The 18885-nt window shown below is 56.3% G+C and carries 9 protein-coding genes and 1 pseudogene; 5 read left to right on the forward strand and 5 right to left on the reverse strand.

The genetic code is table 11. From position 1 onward, the window contains the following. The first annotated feature begins 4 nt into the window (after window positions 1–4). Together ACVWZ4_RS05805 and ACVWZ4_RS05810 are read left to right on the forward strand one after the other, a co-directional pair. Window positions 5–2566: an NACHT domain-containing protein gene (locus ACVWZ4_RS05805; RefSeq protein WP_456701556.1), complete on the forward strand. Its 2562-nt coding sequence runs from the start codon at window positions 5–7 to the stop codon at window positions 2564–2566. A 433-nt stretch (window positions 2567–2999) separates the two neighbouring features. Then, window positions 3000–4079, forward strand: a complete 1080-nt coding sequence (locus ACVWZ4_RS05810) for a hypothetical protein (RefSeq protein ID WP_456701555.1) — start codon at window positions 3000–3002, stop codon at window positions 4077–4079. Between the two features lie 336 nt (window positions 4080–4415). Here the strand turns inward: ACVWZ4_RS05810 and ACVWZ4_RS05815 are convergent, their stop codons facing one another. Beyond that, on the reverse strand, window positions 4416–6224 hold the full coding sequence (locus ACVWZ4_RS05815; protein WP_456701554.1) for a S8 family serine peptidase: 1809 nt from the start codon (window positions 6222–6224) through the stop codon (window positions 4416–4418). Between the two features lie 254 nt (window positions 6225–6478). Next, a pseudogene (locus ACVWZ4_RS05820) lies at window positions 6479–6721 on the reverse strand (integrase core domain-containing protein); the annotation flags it as partial. A 529-nt stretch (window positions 6722–7250) separates the two neighbouring features. On the opposite strand from ACVWZ4_RS05820, the gene ACVWZ4_RS05825 reads away from it, so the two are divergent. The 3 genes from ACVWZ4_RS05825 to ACVWZ4_RS05835 all read left to right on the forward strand — a co-directional run bounded on the left by ACVWZ4_RS05825 (window position 7251) and on the right by ACVWZ4_RS05835 (window position 14270). After that, on the forward strand, window positions 7251–9878 hold the full coding sequence (locus ACVWZ4_RS05825) for a hypothetical protein (protein ID WP_456790059.1): 2628 nt from the start codon (window positions 7251–7253) through the stop codon (window positions 9876–9878). Window positions 9879–10643: 765 nt separating this feature from the next. Then, window positions 10644–11945, forward strand: a complete 1302-nt coding sequence (locus ACVWZ4_RS05830; protein WP_456701552.1) for a hypothetical protein — start codon at window positions 10644–10646, stop codon at window positions 11943–11945. 69 nt (window positions 11946–12014) lie between these two features. Continuing rightward, the gene (locus ACVWZ4_RS05835; protein WP_456701551.1) at window positions 12015–14270 is read left to right on the forward strand and encodes a di-heme-cytochrome C peroxidase; all 2256 of its coding nucleotides are present in this window, start codon (window positions 12015–12017) and stop codon (window positions 14268–14270) included. A 320-nt stretch (window positions 14271–14590) separates the two neighbouring features. Here the strand turns inward: ACVWZ4_RS05835 and ACVWZ4_RS05840 are convergent, their stop codons facing one another. From ACVWZ4_RS05840 to nodU, 3 genes are all read right to left on the reverse strand, one after another. After that, a complete protein-coding gene (locus ACVWZ4_RS05840) occupies window positions 14591–15592 on the reverse strand; it encodes an AAA family ATPase (protein ID WP_456790060.1) in 1002 nt (333 codons plus the stop codon). Beyond that, window positions 15589–15912: a hypothetical protein gene (locus ACVWZ4_RS05845; protein ID WP_456701549.1), complete on the reverse strand. Its 324-nt coding sequence runs from the start codon at window positions 15910–15912 to the stop codon at window positions 15589–15591. The genes ACVWZ4_RS05840 and ACVWZ4_RS05845 overlap by 4 nt, the downstream gene beginning before the upstream one ends. A gap of 1078 nt (window positions 15913–16990) precedes the next feature. Then, window positions 16991–18652 (reverse strand): nodulation protein NodU, encoded by a 1662-nt coding sequence (gene nodU, locus ACVWZ4_RS05850; protein ID WP_456701548.1) that lies wholly within the window; start codon window positions 18650–18652, stop codon window positions 16991–16993. Between the last annotated feature and the right edge of the window lie 233 nt (window positions 18653–18885).

Here is an 18885-nt window from a genome sequence, read left to right on the forward strand (position 1 = left end):
CTTCATGGCCTTCATCAATGCGGAAACGATTTCGACGAGTTTCGTTCTTGCCATTCCTCCATGCCGCGATGATCCGTCAACCGCTCGCCCTAGCCAAACAACTTCTGCACGATTCTTCAAGCCCGCACAACGGCGGTCTGGGGGCGGGCCTGTGAACTATGATAGATTGCCCAAACCAGACTTGGCAGCGGGGGAGACCGTGGAGATGGATGCAGGCAGTAAAGAGGATTCAAACGCTGAACGCAGCAGCCCTGTTGCGGTCGGAGACGATCTGCGTGACCACGTCATCGCCCTGCTTGAGGCGCGAGGAGTTAAGGTCGAACGAGAAATCCGGATCGGCGTAAAGCGCGTCGATGTCCTAGCGGTTTTCGAGGACGAACTTGAACGAAGGCGTATTGCGATCGAATGTAAAAACATCGATCGTAACCTAGGCCAACAGGACGTTGCCCTCGTCTACACCGAGTATGAAACTCTCCTTCCCAAGGACGTTGACGCCGTATGGCTGATTGCACGAAAAGATTTCACCCCGGACGCAAAGAATCTTGCAAAGGCGAAGATTGGCTTCCGTCTTTTTACGATCGATGAATTTGAAGAGCGCCAATTCGGCTTCAGCCGTTACGTCAGACAACTGATCGAAATATTTCGAGAACAAGACCTTGAAGCCTATTACGTAGAACAACGCGTGGCAGGCGATCAACCTCTTATCGAGAAGGTCCGCTCATGGATCGACAGTGACGACGGTAGGCCGCTCGCGATACTTGGTGGATACGGAATGGGAAAAACCTCATTCTGCAAGTATCTCATTCACCAACTCGGGACGGAGTATCTCAACGACGTCTCGAAGCGTGTGCCGATCTATGTGCGGCTCTCCGAGATTGCTAAAGAGCAGGAGTTAGAGGGCCTGCTTGGAAAGATGCTGGCCGCACGCTACCGTCTATCGAACTACTTCTTCGAAGACATCATGAACCTCAATCGTCGTGGCAAGTTCGTTTTCATCTTCGACGGCTTTGACGAAATGAAGCATGCGCTCTCCTGGGATTTGTTTAAATTCAACTTCGGTCAGATTAACCGCACCGTAGTAGAGAATTCCCGCGTCATCGTTGCTGGTCGGCCCAACGCGTTTCTTTCCGACCAAGAGCACAGTTGGGCACTGCGCGGCACTCGGATATCTGGCGAGCAAACGATTCGTATCCCTGGGAGCCCAGAATATATCGAGCTAGCTATCCAGCCATTTTCGAAGTCTGAAGCTCAATTGTTCCTGCGACGATATCTCACCAAGCACTTGAAGCGATCCGGCGAAAGCGTCGAGGGCGCGAATGCCGAATGGGTCGAATCTCGCGTTCGCGAATTTGAAGCCCTAACTCACCGAGACGACTTCAAGCGACCGGTGCACCTACGCATCTTCGCAGATATCGCCACCAATCGAAGCGTGGTTCTAAAGGACTTCAGCGTCTACGAGCTTTATGAAATCGCGACTCAACTCACCCTAGATCGCGAAATGGAGAAGCAAGAAAGGCTCCCCATAGACGGCGGCAAGCGGTCAAAATTCCTTCAAGATGTAGCGTGGTGGCTATGGGAAAAGGAAGGTGGCCGAGCCCTCAATTTCAACCCACGCGAGGTGCCAACCACGATAATCAGGCGTGTCGTCCCTGTGGAATATGAAACTTCTGATGAGGGCGTCTTAAGAGAGCTCTTTTCAGGCGCATTCATCGAACGAAAATTTGGAGACAATTTTTACTTTGCTCATCGGTCATTCTTAGAGTTCTTCGTGGCGAAGAGATTTGAAAACGCCGCACAAGCTGGCCTTACACTGGGCACGATAGACGCAACGATTAACAACGAAATTGTTGATTTCCTCAAGTCGGGAAAGCATTTCGCGAGGTTCGTTGAATTTGCTCTCGATCAGATGCGTCGGTACGCCGGCGAGTTGAAGTTGATGCTGTTGAATGTGGCGCACGATTTCATGATTTCGACGGGATATGACAAACGGCAATTGATGAATCAGCAGCACATTGATCTCCTCTTCAAATCACTGCCGTTGTACGATGCTGAGAACCAACGCGGTGCTCTCGCAACGCTAGATTCGCTGATCACGACCGATTTGCCGATGCGCGCCTCTGAAGGAGGAATGCATGAGCGGGGGATCAATGCGCTCTATTTTATAATCGACACCATTATGTTCAACCTTAACGCTCCGCAGTTTCGCGACGCCACGCTAGCAACTGTTCAGCACCTGATGTCGAGAGTCAGCTTTCCACACTTGCGAAGCGTCAAAAAGGGCGCGGGCCGGCTGAGAATCGCTGTTACAAGAGCAAATTTCTTTGAGTTTCTAATCGTAAATTGTTGTCGGGCAACAGCCGAAAATGGACCTGATGGATTGCCCCAACTCTTCGTTGATTTTGGGCGTATGCTGAACGAAATTTACGAGACTCATCGACCGAAGATAATGGTGGCCAATCGTACCTTCCCCATTGAAGGACGATTCACGCTCGAAATTGCAGCTAACACGTTCGATGTCACGGCGGCCGATTGGGCGCTCCTGGTCGAAGCCCTTCGCGAGCCCTAGTTGGCCAGAGGGTGCAACCGAAGAGGCAACGAAAACGCGATGAGCCCGACATTTAGCGACCCTGCGCTCACAGCGTTCCGGAAAATACTCCTTGACGATGTCCAGTTTAAAGAGCTGGCAAACTTCTTTGTTGAGTCAATGAAGTCGAAGGAATTGGCGGAGCCAGGTTGCGAGCAATTCAACGTCTCTCGACTGCAAGCGCTCCACATAAGACACAAACCGGTGTCGTTGAGATAAGCCCCCTCATTCGGCGCCGTGAGACGAAGGTCATAGGTCTCGCTTAATGTTGCTTCACGGCAACATTTCGCACTTTTCAAAGTTCGTTCCATCCGCGCGTGTTGCTCGCAGAGGGAGAATAGTATCTCATCGCAACCGGCAAGGTTGGGAATGTATTTTAAAGTTAGTTTGTCTTATTATTAGGAGCGTCCAGCAAATGTGGATCCGGCTGATTGCGGCTATTGTCGCGGCGGCGCTGCTGATTGGCTGCGCCATTCACCCCGTGCCCGAGGACGTAACCGGGCTCAGTACAGCCGACATCGTAAAGCAAATCCGATGCGAAACACGCGATGCTGCAAGGGATGTTATAATCAAATATCTCACGGATCTGGCTGTCCATGGCAATAGTGCGATCGCCGCCGATCTTGTCGCGCAATTTAATGAGAACCGCGACTCGATGGCTAGCTTCGACGCGCGTCGTTCATTTCCTGACGCCGCCCATGCTCAGATTCGCAATGTTTTCGAGGTCATCTACTCCGCCGGCGTCGGGTACACTTTCGATCTTACGATGACCGAAGATAACAATCTCGGCGCAACCGCCAACTTCGTCGGGCCATGGCTAAATAAATTTACGCTCGGCCTCACTGGGGACGGTAACCGGACGCGGCAAAACGAGCGAACATTTACGATAACCGACACGGTCGGTTTTCTGCTCCGGGAATTGAACACGCCAAAACCCAACGGAGATCAGTATTGCGACGGACACGTTGCCTTCAGCCCGAATTATATCTATCCGATCGCCGGCCGCGTAGGAATCTATAACACCGTATACACCTTCTTTGAACTGAGTTTCTTTGATGGTCTGGCAGCAAACAAAGCCGATCCAGGCGGTAGTGGCGCTCCGGTCATGGCTGACAAGCTTACTTTCACGACTATGATCGACCTCATCGCGATGCCGAAAGTGGTATTTGCTCCGGTCGGGAACGCGTTCCAGGTCGCGGATGCTTCGGCAACAGGGACCTTGAGGCGTACGGACGCTCACCAAGTCACCGTAGGCCTTGCCCTTGCTCCCAAAGGCAAGGGGTTGGCGGCTCTTTCGGCGCTCAAGGGTTTTGTCTTTTCCGGCGCGGCGCTTGGGGGAACGCGCGTCGCGATCGGCTCAAAGGCTAGAGGCGATCTTCTCGTGTTAAATCGCGTCACCGCCACGACCACGAGCTATGCCGAGCAGCTAGCCGTCTTGGCGATCGACCAACTGAAGAGCCGTGAATTGCAACTGATAACACGCGTCTCTCCATAAGCAAGACCGCCTCCAAGGACAGGCAAGGAGGTGGTTTGAATCTTCCGGCGAGAGGAAAGCCTGCCTTGAGGCCGGCGGGAACGCGGCGATCTTGCTAGAGTTGAAACCCGCCAGGAAATGGATCAGCAATGCAATTGAGGTGCCCGTCACAAATACCTGCCTCTCCCCTGCGTGTGATGCATCCCTGACCGGCAAACGAGCATCCGGGGCTTCGTTGCATCACAACGCGTTGGGCGGCAGCCACGTGGCCGCCTCGTACCGGTCGATATGAACCGCGCTGCTTTCCTGTGCGCCGAAATTGAACAACCATGTTGTCATCGATCGTAGGCATCAATCTCATAATCTCTCTCCTCTTTCCAGATACAGCTGCATCGGGCTGACAATCATCGGGAATTCGTGGGTCACATCGACGCGTACGAAGTACTCCTTTTCGGACGCAGTAGCGTTCCTGAACGTATAAATAGCTCTCATAATGCGGCCAATATCGGCGCCGAGCCGCGACGGTATCACGCGCATGCCCGATAGCTCGTATCCATCAATTTGGCTCGCCGGTGGCGTGTAGCGCGCCGCCAGGAAGTTATAGGCGCGATCTTGGTCTGATAGACCATGATTGTCGGCCACTTGCGAGAAAGAGGGCAATCCGTCTACGCTAAGCTGATTACGCTTCACTTGAAAAATCTGGTCCACCTGAACCGCGATTCCGTCCGGCGTCTGCGCCCCCGCGACACCGATTACAACGTCCAGGTCCTCGGCGTTGATCGAGGGGGCCTCAACCGGCGGCGCTTCCTTCGCGGCTTTCTTGCCTCCGCGGCGTTCGGGTTTGGTGTATTTAGGCCGCTCTAAGGCGTCGATCAGGTCGTCGAAGTAGCTCGGGTCGCTCGGATTGAGCACGAAGACAGGAAAATCCTCGATCGTCAGGCGCCAACGCAATTGCCGCGCGATATACCTGGTTAGCTTTGGGTCCTTCGACAAAACCGCATGCTGCCATTGTCGATCCTCGGTCGGTCTTTTGGTGAGGTCTCGATCGGGCGAGAACACCACGCCCAGATGGAGAGCCAGCGCTTGCATCTCCCGCTCGATGGCCGCGTTTGGATAGTCTGCCTCGATCGTGCCAATCGCGTAGACAAAGCCGCTGCGTCCAGGCTGGCCTCCATGACAGGTACAAGCTCCGCCTGGAGCCCCGCAGCCGCATCCCGCTGGTGTCACCGTCTGCGGTTTTACGATCAAGCCAGCCACCTGAGATAGAGCCGGTTGTTCACTTCCATAGGCCATTGTCGTCGCTCCCTGCAGGCTCGCATAATTTCTCACCTCGACAGCTCCGGTGGCGGCAAGTGCAGTCGGAACTATCCGATCGAGCGTCGCCGACACGATTTCGCGGGTCAACATGGGCGGCTTCGATCCGTTGCGCGGACTAAGGCCTGCCAGGACGGATCGTAGCGTGGCGCTATCAATATGCGGTCGCGCCGACCACACTTGCGCCAGAATGCCTGTTGCAACCGCGGTAGCGACGCTCGTCCCCGACATCACGGTAATGCCCCCGCCGCGAACATAGCCCGGCATTCGTCCAAGCGCGGCAACCCCGCGATTGGATATCTCGGGACCGAAATTGGATTCCGGCAGTAAGCTCTGCGACGCATCCAGAGCAACGATCGGTATGACGGCTGGGTGGGTCAAAAGCTGTCCAATGGCGAGACCGCCCTGGTTTCCGGCTGCCGCTAGCAAGAGAACCCCATTTGCTTCGGCAAAATCTAAGGCGGCCGCAAGCCGCCGGTTGATGCCGGACTCTGTACCGACGATCGCGAGGCTGAGATTGATAAGCCGAGCCCCTTTGTTAACAGCTACTGCAATCGCAGTCGCAAGTTCGTCAACGCTGGCGGATGGCGAATTCGCATCGACGAACAATGGATAATGCAGGAGCCGGCAGTTAGGGCACAAGCCGGGTATCAAGGTGTCTGGACGGGCGCCCAGTAGCCCCACGATGAATGTGCCGTGATCACACGCACTATTCGGACTACTGTCGCAGCTTCCGTCGGCGAGGCTGACAGGACTGTTCGCAAGTGCACCTGCCAATGCGGTCGCGTCGTATGGAGCATCAATAACAGCTATGGTGAGAGTTCGGTTTTCTTTACTGATCCCAGAGTTCATACCGATCTTTCAGGAGTCTTCGGGCGCCTCGGGAACACTCCAATCTTTCATTGCCCCGAATGCGGCCCAGTCCAGTAGCATCGGTCGCTCGCGCATTCTTGCAAGGGCGACTCTGCGCAATATCAGGTCGGCACGAGATCACAATTCCCTCAAGAGTAGTTTCGTTGTCGTCGTCGTGCAATACGATTTTGACGCGATCTGAACAAAAGGGGATGCCTCAGGTCAACCTTTACGTCTGACCTTGCCCCCAAGTTTTATCCAGTCCTGAGTTCGCCCCGGCTGTTGGATTTACCCGAATGGGCGGTGGTAGCGACGGGAGCTGATGCGGAGCCATCGGCGAAGCGCAGCGCCAGATCCCGTCGCGGATTGCAGGTGAAGGCGAACTCCGATGGTGTTTTCCATCCGAGTTGCGAGTGGGGTCGCGTATCGTTGTAGTCGACGCTCCAATGTCCGAGTTCGACCCGGGCCTGGGCCAGCGAAGTGAACAGCGTCTCACTTCATAGCCCCACAGCCTAGAGCAGCACCGGCGCCGGTTTTTTGCGTTTCTGCCCAGAGTCACGCTGAACAAGAGCGCGAGGCCCCTTTTTCAAGCCGCAAGACGTCGCTCTCGGAAGGACCATTCGATCCCAGCTTAGTCGCGGGCCATCTCGCGTCCTGTGCTGGCAAAGCGCGCATTCCTCCAACTGGCAACGGCGCGTTTCGTACTGAGCGCTTGCGATCACGCTTTGCCATCCGCCTCAACGGGAGTCACACGTCAGCCATCGAGTGCGCTGCGATTAGCAACTCGCGGCCATTCGGAGGAAAATCCTGCGATTGCTGCATAGAAGACATCGACAAACCTGGAACACTCCTGTAGGGAAGTGCGCAATATTACAAGCGCTACCTAAGAGCGTGACCGTAATTCAATCTTTTTCAGGCCCCCTAATGCTTGGGATGCTTTCAATGTGAGCTGGCGCGAATGCCTGCTACGCGAGCCTGATGTACTAGCTTGCCAGCAACCTCCATAAAGTGTGAGGAGATCACGCGATGATTGTGCGGGAGCAGCTGTTTACTTTGTTGCGCAACCTTCGATGGATAATTGTCCTATCGGTAGCTATCTCGGCATTGCTCTACCTGCCAGACCAGATTCAGGAGCTCTACCGGATAGCCGCCGACGACTTTGGTTGGGTGACCTTCAAAGAGTTCGCTGCCTTGGGCGTGATTGCCCTGGCTATTTGGGCAGGCGCGTTTCAGCTCACAACTGCATCCCTGCCACAAGTCCCCAAGCCTTCGGGGCGCCTGGCTTTCTATCTAAAGCTTGCTCCCGTGTTGCTTGGAGCACTGCCAATCATCGCCGCCACAGCAGGTCAATTCGCCTCGCGGCCGGCGCGAAAGCTTGGCGAGGTCGAGGAAGTCGGAAGTATCTTCCGCATTCAGGATCAGGCGCTCGCGTTTGAGCGAAACATGCTGTTCATCCTCGCACTTGCCTTGCTGATCATGCTCGTCTGTTTCGTGGCATTGACTTGGCGAATAGGATCAAGAGATCGCTCGATCAATCTCGCGAGCCGTGCCAACAACGCTTACTTCATCCGTTACAGGTTTCTCGCGCTCTCGATCGGCGGCATCGTGCTGTTGACGGCAGCATTCCTCATACTTCCGGATAGGCTCGCACAATTTCTCGGTTCGTTCGGCGTGATCGCCCTTTTTGCGGTTTGTGTCATCGGTCTGACGGTCCATTTCGCTCTCTTAACAATCAGATTTACGTTTCCGTTCATTCCGATTGTCTTTGGCAGCTTGTTTCTATTTGCCTCTTTGTTGGGAGGTGACGACCACGAACTGCGCACTGTCTCTGAAGCAAACGGCCAGCCGGAGAAGGCGCGCATGTCCGCAGCCGCCGCGTTCCGCGAGTGGCTTTTACAAAAGCCCCGGGTGGAGGAAGCCAAGAGGCTCGGCGAATACCCTGTCTTCATTGTGGCGGCTCAAGGCGGAGGGATCTATGCCGCCAATAATGCGGCGCGGTTTCTTGCACGGATGCAGGATCTCTGTCCGGCATTTCGCCAACATCTGTTTGCGATAAGCGGTGTATCCGGGGGTAGCGTCGGTTCGGCAATCTTCGCCGCTGCGCTCCACGCCGAAAACTTGTCCCTTGATACGAATGCCGTCGACGCCAAGACATGCCCAAAAATCGCTGATTTCCTGGCGGGTGTTGGGCGGGTGCAAGATCTTGATGCTCCTGGTCCGGTCGAGCAGCGCGTTGCAAGCGTCTTGGCAACCGATTTTCTGTCGCCGTTGGTTGCCGGCTTTCTGTTTACTGACTTCACTCAGATGTTTTCACCGTTCGCGATCCCTGCTTTCGATCGCGCGCGCTTTCTCGAATACACTTTGGAGAACGCTGGTGACAGAATCTTTGGCAGCAACAAGGGCGGCGGCAATCAATCCAATCTGCTAAGGGCTGATTTTCAGTCCCATTGGGCGCCCGGTAACAACATGCCGGCGCTGTTGTTCAACACGACTGATGCGGGCAGCGGCAAACGGGCTGTCATCTCTCCCTTTGATTTCGATACGCTGCACCCCAAAGACACGGACCTGTGTGTTCTTGCAGCACTTGAACGGGCGGGCACTGGGACGGACCAAACGGTCAAGAGCCACTCGCTGCGTATTCCGCTCAGCACAGCCGCTTTCACAAGCGCACGTTTCCCGTGGGTGACGCCGGCGGCGACCATCTCAGTCAAAAATGACTGCATAACCTCTCATCCGCAGGCGCGCCTGGTGGACGGCGGATACGTGGAGAACTCTGGTATTGAGACCGCGCTCGACCTGATCGAGAAGCTTAACGCTATCAAGGGTACCTCCGATGCGCCGAAATTCAGGATTTACCTGCTGTCCCTCGTCAGTGGCCAGTTCGGTGACCATGGTTCATTCATGTTCGGTGAGCTCATGGAGCCGGTACGCGCGCTCCTGAGCACGCGAACTTCCCGAACCTATGTCGCCCTCAATCACGCAACCAGCATCGACCGTCGGCCTGACGCCGAAGTGACGCCAAGTGTTCAGCGCTTTCCAACGTTCGGCCGGACGGACATCACAGGCTTGTTTTATAGCCTTCCACTCGGCTGGACGTTGTCCCAGAAAACCGAGGATATCATCTCATTGAGCAGTGGCCGCTTTTGGGACTGCGTGCCGAAGGACGACTTCGATCAGTCCCGCGAACGGCAGAGCAATGCAGATTGCCTGCAGGTGAAGTTGTTCCATCTTCTGAATGGATCGGTCGCGACCGCATTCGAAACGCTGAAGGATGCCAAGCTTGCGAAGGCTGCCTACGCCGACGAGCTAGCGAAGGAATATCAACCAACCCCAAAGATCAAGCCGCAGCCATTACTTGCGTGTTATGAGAGCAATTGGTTGCAACAGCGCGGTTATGATGAATATCGGCAAAAAGTCGCCGACTACGAGCATCAGCTGAGCAAATCGAGCAAAGATCATTCGCCGGCCCCTCCACCCGTTCCCTCCATATCGCAAGAGCTATATGGCCTACTATCAGTCCGAGCAGGTCAAAGCCTTGTTGCAGGAATGGGATCGCGTCGACGAAACGGATCCGCGTATCCTCGCCTATATTTTGGGATCCGTCTCTTACGACAGCGCCGATTTTACTCGCAGCAGCGAGAACTTTTCTTATAGCGCGGTTTCTCAACTCCCGCAGAAATGGCGCGATCGCATTGACGTCAATAACGCAAGACTTCTGGCCGCAAACAAGCCCCTGGTCGACGTGAATGCTTTGCTCAATCGTCCCAAGGAACTTGCCGATTTCGTGCTCGGTTACGAGGGCAACGACTTCGGCAACCAGCCCGGGACGGATGACGGCTGGCTGTTTCGACCGCGGGGAATGTATCAGTTGATCGGACGTGAGCAGTATCAGGAAGCCCAGAACCAAATCCAGCAATTGGGCGAGCTACAAGGACTTGATCTGCTAACGCTGCCCGACGCGCTATGGGATGCAAAGATCTCGGCTAAGGTTACGTTCGCTCACTTCCGGTTCCACCGATATAAGGACGACCGGTTATCCCCGCCGAACAACCGCCAAACGCTCTTCGAATTGCTCAAGGATCGTGCGAACGACTGGACAACCGTGCGCGCGCTGCAAACGGATATGGCGCATCCAGCCGACCACGCGCGGGTTAATGCACGCAGTGAGATGTTCCTCGCCTGTATCGAGGAGGCCTTGCATCCGACGAAACTGAAGACTTTGCAAAGCCAATTCTACGGTGAGGAATGAAGGGTTTGATCCGGTCGCGCACCTGCCTTGGCAAGGCGCGTAGCGCGGGATTGCTCGACAGCTGATGTTTAAACTTTTGGTCTTACGGGGGATTTCCAATGATCGCGAGGGGTCAAATCAATAGATCTCTGTTTCCGCGGCGGCTTGCAAGCTTGTTAGCGGCAGGGGTGATGTTCGCCGCAGTTTTGGAGGTAGGACCGGCTCCGGCGCAAGCGGCCTCAAAGCCGCTCGCGCCCAATGACGTGTCGATTCTCTTTCCTCCGCCGAAGTCATCGGCCGACCTCCCCAATCTGATCGCCGTGTCCGATCTTGCGGGACCTTCGGGATCGCCGCAGCGGCTGTTTTCCGACGCCGATTTCGCGCGCTTTATCGCCAACGCCGAAAATCCGGAGCATCCGGGCGTTCCGGATTCGGGTGCACGGCACATTCAGTTTCCCGACGCCGTCAAAAAGATCGAGGCCTGGTTTGTGGCTGGCATCCGGATCGATCCGGGCGCGCCGGGATTGTCGCCGGAGATCATAGCGCAGTTTGGCCGACAACCACAAATCCGGCTCATTATTCAGCCGGTGACCAATGGGCCGGAGGGCTTCAAGGTCCATGACACTGCAGGCCACCTTATCTTCAGCTTCACCCTCGACCCGGACCCAGCTCTGGACGGCTGTGGGCCGTTCCCTCGCTTCAAACCGGACGACGAAGCGTTCAAGGCGATCGTTCGTGACGTCGCGACCTTGCGCGATCAGCTTGCGGCCGGACAGTTTAGCAATTTCAGAGTCTCGACTGCAGGTGATCTGAATGTGCATCCGGGTCTTGTGGGGGCATCGGCAAAGGCGTTTCGCGATGCACTCAAGGCACTGATTGAGAAGCATCTCTCACCCCAGCGCCTCAACACCATGGCGGTGATGGGCATCGTACCGCCTGAACCTTGGATTTTCGTGTCGATGTTGAGGGTCCCGCGAGCAGGCCTCATCCCAGTCCCCGGCCCAACGCTTGATGGCATGCACGTGGCACAGATGTTTAGCGCTATCGGCGGAAAGCACGTGGTCCCGCAACCGGGTACGAACAATCAGAATCCGATCACCTGTCGACACGCGGCATTGCAAAATCCGCCCCTGCCACAAGCTGATCGTAAGGGTGTTTCGACCTCCGCGTTCATCGATGGTAACGTGCCCAACAGCGGCATCATCGAGATCGTCAATACCATTGCTGATACGAAAAAGAGCCACTTCTTCAATACCGATTGCGTGAGCTGTCACACCGAGACGGCACAGCCACTCGCCAGGAGAATTCCAAATTTCGCAATCCCTGGCGTGAACCGGGCGGTCTGGCCGAAAGAAGATTGGAATCTGCGCAACTTCGGTTGGTTCCCATCCTTTTTGCACGGCGGCCCGGCAGCGGCGACCATAACCAGGCGCGCGGCAGCTGAGACGGCCGACGTCGTCGCCTTCATCAATAGCCAATTGCTCAACAAGTAACAGGGGCCGTCGCCGTTTCCGGTAGCCTGCCGGCCGGCTAGACGCACGAAAGATGGATGGAGTCCTGCTATGGGGAGACCTTCTTTTGGCTCTCGTCTTTTTTCCTGGCAGATGCGCTGGCCTCATATCACCGGCCTGTTTTTAGCAATCGTCGTTGTCGTGATCGTGGCCGCCGGCGTAGTGTATTTCGCCCCGCAGAAGGTTCGCGACGCAGCGCTAAAGATCAAAAACGATGCTAATCTGGTCGCTCAATTGTTACCTGCGACCCTGCCTGAGCCATCAAAAATCGAAAGCGCTTATTGGCTCCCGCAAAATTGGAGCTCCCGCCAGCGTTATTGGTTTCACCACACATCGCAGGGCACAGCGACAATCCCTGTCCCTTATCAGTGGTTTTTGGCCCTGGAACGCCCGGAGCTATCCTTCTCTTACATGAGCTTAACGGACGAGAACTACCTGCGCCGCCTCGGCTTCATTCCGAGCCCCAGCTCAACGGACTTCGCCGCTAATGCCCCCGCATACGGTTATCACGATGATGCGCCGAATGGGAATACAGCCGCGCCCGGTTGGACTCCAAGCGCGCCCGAGAACCCAAATGCTCTCCCCGTCGGCTTTGCCATCCTCAAGGGCGGTGTCGATCCGACGACCGGCGCCCCGTATGAAGATCAGATAGGTCTGACCTGTGCCGCCTGTCATACGGGTCATCTCGAATACAAGAACGTCAGCATACGGTTCGACGGCGGGCCGGCGATGGTCAATCTGGGCGAGGTAGAAAGAGCCATTGGGCTGTCGATTGGCTACACGCTGATCTTGCCATGGCGATTCGAGCGTTTCGCCAGCAAGCTGGAGCAGATCAAAGGGCAGAGCGTCGATCGGAAGCAGCTGCGAAGCGATCTTGAGCGAGCACTTCAGAAGATTAAGTTCCAAAAGGCAGAGACCGACCGCCTTTTGACGGGACTGGGAGTGTCCGATCTCGATGAAGGGTTCGGTCGACTTGATGCGCTGAACCGGATCGGGAACCAGGTTTTCTATAGCAATCTACTCGATCCCGTAACCGGCGAGCTCTCCGAGCCACTGCTCAAGGGCAACTTTGCGCGCCATGATGCGCCCGTGAGCTTTCCGCCGATCTGGGACACGCCTTATTTCCTTTGGGCTCAGTATGACGCTTCTGTTCTCAACGAGCTCGTTCGCAATGCAGGTGAAGCGCTGGGTGTCAGCGCGAAAATCAATATGACCGCGGCCGCGCCCGGAAGGCCGCTTTTTGCCTCATCCATACATCTATCCGACATCGCGAGGTTCGAAGATCTTCTGCGCGGCACGGATCCGTTTTCGTCCGAAGATGCAGGCGGCAGAAACTTCACCGGGCTCGTAGCACCGCGATGGAAGGACGCGCAGGAGAAATTTCGCGGTGACCCGGCCTGGGCGATCGATGAAAAGCTCGTTGAACAAGGTCGCGATCTTTATCGTGCTCACTGCTTTGAATGCCACCGAGGCCCGGTAAAAGATGCTGCCTTCGACAAAAAATGGCCGGAAGACTCGTTCTGGCGCACAGAGAACCCGGATCGCTCGGCCAAAGACGAGAAGAATTGGGTAGAGATCGGCGGTCGGCATTATTTTAATGTCGTCCAGATGCCGGTCTCTGCGATCGGCACCGACCGCCAACAATCTAACGTCCTCACGACGCGACGCGTTCACCTACCCGAGCAACTCGGATTGAATCCTGCAGACGACCTCAACAAAGCCGGAGGTTGCGGCCTACTGGCCGATAAAGGCGCAGATCCTCTGTTTGTACTCGCCCTGATGGACGTGGTGGGCAAAACGATCGACCAATGGGTCATTGCGAACGGAACTTCTGAAGAAATCAAGCGGCAAATGTGGGGGCCGAGAAAGAACTGCCAAAACCAGCGAGTCTATGTCGAGGCGCGTGCAAGCCGCAACGGCAAGAACGAAATAGTTCTCGCCCTTGAGCCTCAGTACCGGGCGCGCCCGTTGGACGGTGTTTGGGCAACAGCTCCTTATCTGCACAATGGGTCCGTTCCGACACTGAGAGACATGTTGGTGCCGCAAGACAAACGGCCGAAGTCGTTTTGCGTCGGCAGCCGTGCGTTCGACCCGGTCAAGGTCGGACTTGTTACGAAAGCAAAGGCGATCGAGAGCTGTGCGGCCGGCCTTACAAACTTTGATGTGTCGCTCCTTGGCAACAGCAACCGCGGACATTCGTTCGAGGGCAAGGAGACCGACTTAACGAAGCTGCCCCCTGGCGTCATCGGACCAGAATTGACCGGAGCCGAGCGCCGAGCGCTTGTTGAGTATCTCAAGACTTTATGAGCGATGCGTAGTCCTTCGACCTGTGTGTCGGCGCCGCGACCTTCGACATTCCGCCCGGGTCGCCCGCGCGCCGTTAGTGCGCGTGCCATTTGCCAGCCTCATTCATTCTGCGCAGATGGTAATGGCTTCGCGCCCGGGGCCGCGATTTTCAGCTGACTTTAAGGGCCTCTTCATTTGGCAATTTGGCCGGGCGGCGAGAAAACGTCGCCCTCGGTGGCGGCGACACGAAAGAGCCGCGTCCAGAGGACGGCTAGAGCCATAGCGGATCATCTTCCGATCCGCCCCAATGAACAAGCAGTTCCGCCGTTCCCACAGGCCCGTCAGCTCCTGCAGATGCGCGACCTTAGCGCGGTTGGGACGGGCCTCCTGCTCCCTTGTCGCGGCTCATGATCAAACTTACGCGGCAGCCGATGTGTACCCCCTCCTCGGTAGCATATCGTCGAGTGCCTGATCGACATCATTGCAGATGACCGTTTTGCCGCCATTGCGCGCGATGGACGATTGCGCGATGCGCCGCACGAACTCCTTGATAGAGGCGGCGCTGAGGCCCTCGCTCTGTCGCACGGCTTCATTGACAACGGCTCAGTGAGTGGCAGGTGTTTGCCATAGAGCCGCACCAGCTTGTCGCGGCCACCGGCATCAGGTAACGGCACCTCGATGACCTGGTCAATCCGGCCAGGTCGCGCCGCGAGCGCGTCCTCAAGCTCTTCCAGTCGGTAGGTGGTAAGTAAGAACAGGATGTCGGCGTCCTCCTTCAGCCCATCCATCTCATTGAGCAGATTGTTGAGCATCAATTCTTCGCGCGCGTCTCGCATCTCAATGCGGTCGCGCGCGATAAGATCGACGTCCTCGATCACCACTAATGCCGGCTGCAACAGCCGGGCGAGATTCATATTCACACCGAGCGCACCGACCTCCCCGGCTGCCGTTATTAAGGTGGTCTGATCAGCCAGGTTAGTTGCGAGGTATCGGATCGTGTGGGTCTTGCCGGTGCCGGGCGGGCCATAAAGCAAGATGCCCTTGCGTGTCGATTGGCCGAGCCGGCGCAGCGCATCTCGCATTCCGACAAAGCTCAATACATTTCTATCGAGCAGTTTAAGCACCTTTTCGGGCAGGATCACGTCCGCACCGTCTACCCGGGGCCAACGATGCACCGTAAGGCCGCGCGAACGGCCGCTGTAGTACGGATCGCTCTCGAGGGACAGGATCTTACCACGGTACGATCCGGCGGATTGTACCGCTCTCTCCCGTTCAACGAAACAGTCATGGGCGAAAGACTCGCCGGCCCCGCCGGCGGGCACCGCGATGTCAATGTGCATCATCTCCTCTGGGTCTGTCCGCATTGTTGCACTGGCTGGCGGTAGTAGAACAGCACGACAGCGTAACGAAACTCGTTCGTCTCGGATAGCCAAAGCCCATTGTGCAAGCATTTGACTGGCGTACCCTCGCCGATGTCGATATGGTAATATTGTGGCGACGCCAGCAAGACGCGATAGTCTCCGGCACGCCGGAGGTGCGCGAATGACAGCTTCTCCATAGCCCATTGCTGGTGCAGGCCAAAGAAGCGGACCGGCGAAGCGAATAGCTTGTCGATTGCGATCTGGATGTCCGCGCGCATGTGGCCGGCAAATTGCCGCACCATAGTCACGAGCCTGATCGGCGGGATATCGGCGAAATGCCAGGCAACCGTGTCACGGGCCCATTCGAACTGGATTTCGGACGGATCTCGCGCCTCTGTTTCACCAGCAGGCTCGGAGGTGATTTGCAGCGTATGTCCTTCAGCTCGGATTCGTTCCTGCGCCGCATCGAAGAGCGCCTTTGCAACTGACGGTGGGAAGGGGCCTCACGCGACCTTGTCCTGCCGTTCGATCAACATGGAAAGGGCGTAGGCATCGCGCTGATGTCTGCCGAACACCTTTCGGAATAGATCCACCACGAAACCCGCGGTGTCTTGCCGCCATCTTGAAAAACCGGCAGTACTTGATGATCCATTTGAAGTTCCTAGTATGAGTGAAACGGTTTGTCATTGGCCTTACTTCGCCTGATGCGCTCCATTCGTCGCACGGTTGTTAAGGGAACTTGCGCTTTGCCTTCCAGGCGCCATTTGGCCGCATGGACTGCCGGAGAACTCATTGGCGGCTCACGGTGCGCCCATCAAGGCCGGCGTCGATTGGGCCGAATGGCGCAATCGACGCAGATAGCCGAGTAAGGACACGCAGGCCCCAGCTGACCAGACGCACAATTGCGCGTCATGCTTGGGCTTTGTCAGTATCCTCACAGTTGTGCTCTCTCCTACAGTCCATACGCGCCCGTGTTGGTGTAAAAGGCGAATGATGTCACTGCTTGTCATCCAGCCTCTCTCGTTTCCGGATATTCAGCAGGTTGCATGCCGGCTGCGAGAACGACTTTCAAATGTGCCTTGCACAGAACTCGGCATGAGCCTCTCTTCTTCAAGCTCGCGAGTCGCCAGATTAGCGAGCTGAAATCCACGCCGTCGCGGTTCTGCCGAGCACTAGCTCGTACTCCGGCCGGACTTTTTGCAACCGATATTTCTCCTCGATAAGCTAGCGATGGACCCTCCGCGCTAGGATTCGATCGAACTAAGCTAACAACCTCGCCTCCAATCCACCGCAATGTCCGATGACTTGTGCTGCGTCTCATCACTTCTGATGCGGCGGAGGCCTCGGCAATCAAGAAGAGCTAGCAGTATCCGGCGGCGCTCAGTCGCCGCCCCCTGGTTTCGTCCACAGCATGCCATCGCACCACACGTGATCAACGCGATCCCACTGACAGGCGGATGCCGCATTCGGGAAAAAGCCGCGTCCATTGTGATTGGCGCTGGTGTTGCATAGTAGAGGAATTCCCGTGAGGCCTTCGTATTCGACGAGAAGCTCGGCAACTTTGTGCTGAGAGGTCCTGCAAATAGTCTGCAATCGGGCAGATCCGTCCAGATGTACAATAGCGGGAATCTTATCCCGCCATTCTGGTCGTGTTAGGTGCTCGAAGAGCATGTAAGGATCTGGCGTTCCGGGACTAAAAATATCCGTCGCCCGATCCTCCAGGCATATTGGCGCCACTGGCCGGAAGTGCTCGCGATGTTTGATGTCGTTGAGACGGTCCTTCATTTGCGGCGTTGTCGCCGCGGCCAGTATGCTTCTGCTACCCAGAGCCCGAGGTCCAAGCTCCGCGCGGCCCGCAAGAAAAATGACAGGCTTGTTGCTGGCAAGAATGGTCGCGAGTTCGCGCATGCTGCATGGTGCGCCGCTCCATCCGGACGGCACGTCCCCTCTTTCCACGGCTGGACCACTATAGACGGACCATTCCAAGGGTACAAAACCTTGTTCCGCCGCCAATGCGGAGCAAGCAGCACCTATTGCGGAGCCACTGTCATTCGGAAAGGGGGGCACCCAGATAGCATCGAACAAGCCGGTCGCTCGTAATGCACTATTCCATTTTATGTTGAGACCGCAGCCGCCGGTTATGCAGAGATTACGCGCGGGAAGGCTCGAATGTCTCTGTATGGCACTCGCGAGCTTGCTAACGAGCAATCGCTCTTGAAAGCAATGAAAGGATGCAAGCACATTTGCGGAAGGTTTGGCCCTTAGCCGAAGCGCGCAGGCATCGAAGAAAGCATGGACAGGCTCAAGCGCGACGTCCTCGCTGCAACGACCGACGGGCTCCGTAAACGTGCTAAAGTGCTTTGCGTAGAGCTGGTGAAAATCCTCGACGATGCCTTCATCGACTGAACCGAGTGCGATGTAGGCCATCAACTTGCCGGCAACACCCAGGTCCCACTTGGTCCGGTTCGCCTGCTTGTATGGCCCGAAATGATAACCCGCGGCAGCATAAGCATGCCCTATCAGCGGGAAGAGACACTCGAGGAACCTGGCTGCCCGACGTTCTACATGGTAGAGCCGTGGAAAGGAGGCACCGTCCCAAACCAGACAGAACGCGGGCTCCCCGGCTTTGGCGAAAGGACTAGTACAAAAAGCGGAAGCCACGTGGGCTGCGACATGCGGATAGCTTTTATAGGGGAAGGCGCTCTCCTTGAGCATGAGCCCAGCGCCGTCGTGCGCTATGAGGAGTCCTTCGGCATCGCTCTCAACATATGGCGCCGCTTTAAGGGCGATGGGTGCAGTCCCGCTGAGAACCTGAAATTGGGACTCAACCTCGCCCCACCATCCGTCGATAACGAATTGGTCAACGTCCCCCGGATCAAAACCGTGCTCTGCCAAGGCGTGAACAACCGCATCGAGATTGTGGAGTTTTTGATATCGTGGATTATTGTCCCGCTTCTCCTGCTCGACACAAAAGACTAGCCGTCCGTCCTCGACAAGCGCGACTGCTCCGTCATGGGTCAGTTTGATACCGCAGATTCGCATACAGTCTCCGCACCTAACGTCAGATACATCGATTTGCGTCCCAACTGCTGCTCATGTCGCGAGACTCAGATGGGCTCCCACAGTCACGATGCACGCTCCGGGCCAGTTCCAATCAGAGGAATCGCTGGCAACTGTCTGACCAAAGTGCAGGTTGGACGCGACTTGACCGATTCGCGACACCGAACGCGTTCGGTTTCGGACCAAGCACTCGCCCCTGCGGCAACAATCTCAAT

Source organism: Bradyrhizobium sp. USDA 4472 (genome assembly GCF_054058595.1).

Coding starts and splice junctions, on each gene's coding strand:
- ACVWZ4_RS05805 (WP_456701556.1), top strand. CDS start 5: ATGGCCTTCATCAATGCGGAAACGATTTCGACGAGTTTCGTTCTTGCC.
- ACVWZ4_RS05810 (WP_456701555.1), top strand. CDS start 3,000: ATGTGGATCCGGCTGATTGCGGCTATTGTCGCGGCGGCGCTGCTGATT.
- ACVWZ4_RS05815 (WP_456701554.1), bottom strand. CDS start 6,224: ATGAACTCTGGGATCAGTAAAGAAAACCGAACTCTCACCATAGCTGTT.
- ACVWZ4_RS05825 (WP_456790059.1), top strand. CDS start 7,251: ATGATTGTGCGGGAGCAGCTGTTTACTTTGTTGCGCAACCTTCGATGG.
- ACVWZ4_RS05830 (WP_456701552.1), top strand. CDS start 10,644: ATGTTCGCCGCAGTTTTGGAGGTAGGACCGGCTCCGGCGCAAGCGGCC.
- ACVWZ4_RS05835 (WP_456701551.1), top strand. CDS start 12,015: ATGGGGAGACCTTCTTTTGGCTCTCGTCTTTTTTCCTGGCAGATGCGC.
- ACVWZ4_RS05840 (WP_456790060.1), bottom strand. CDS start 15,592: ATGATGCACATTGACATCGCGGTGCCCGCCGGCGGGGCCGGCGAGTCT.
- ACVWZ4_RS05845 (WP_456701549.1), bottom strand. CDS start 15,912: ATGGTGCGGCAATTTGCCGGCCACATGCGCGCGGACATCCAGATCGCA.
- nodU (WP_456701548.1), bottom strand. CDS start 18,652: ATGCGAATCTGCGGTATCAAACTGACCCATGACGGAGCAGTCGCGCTT.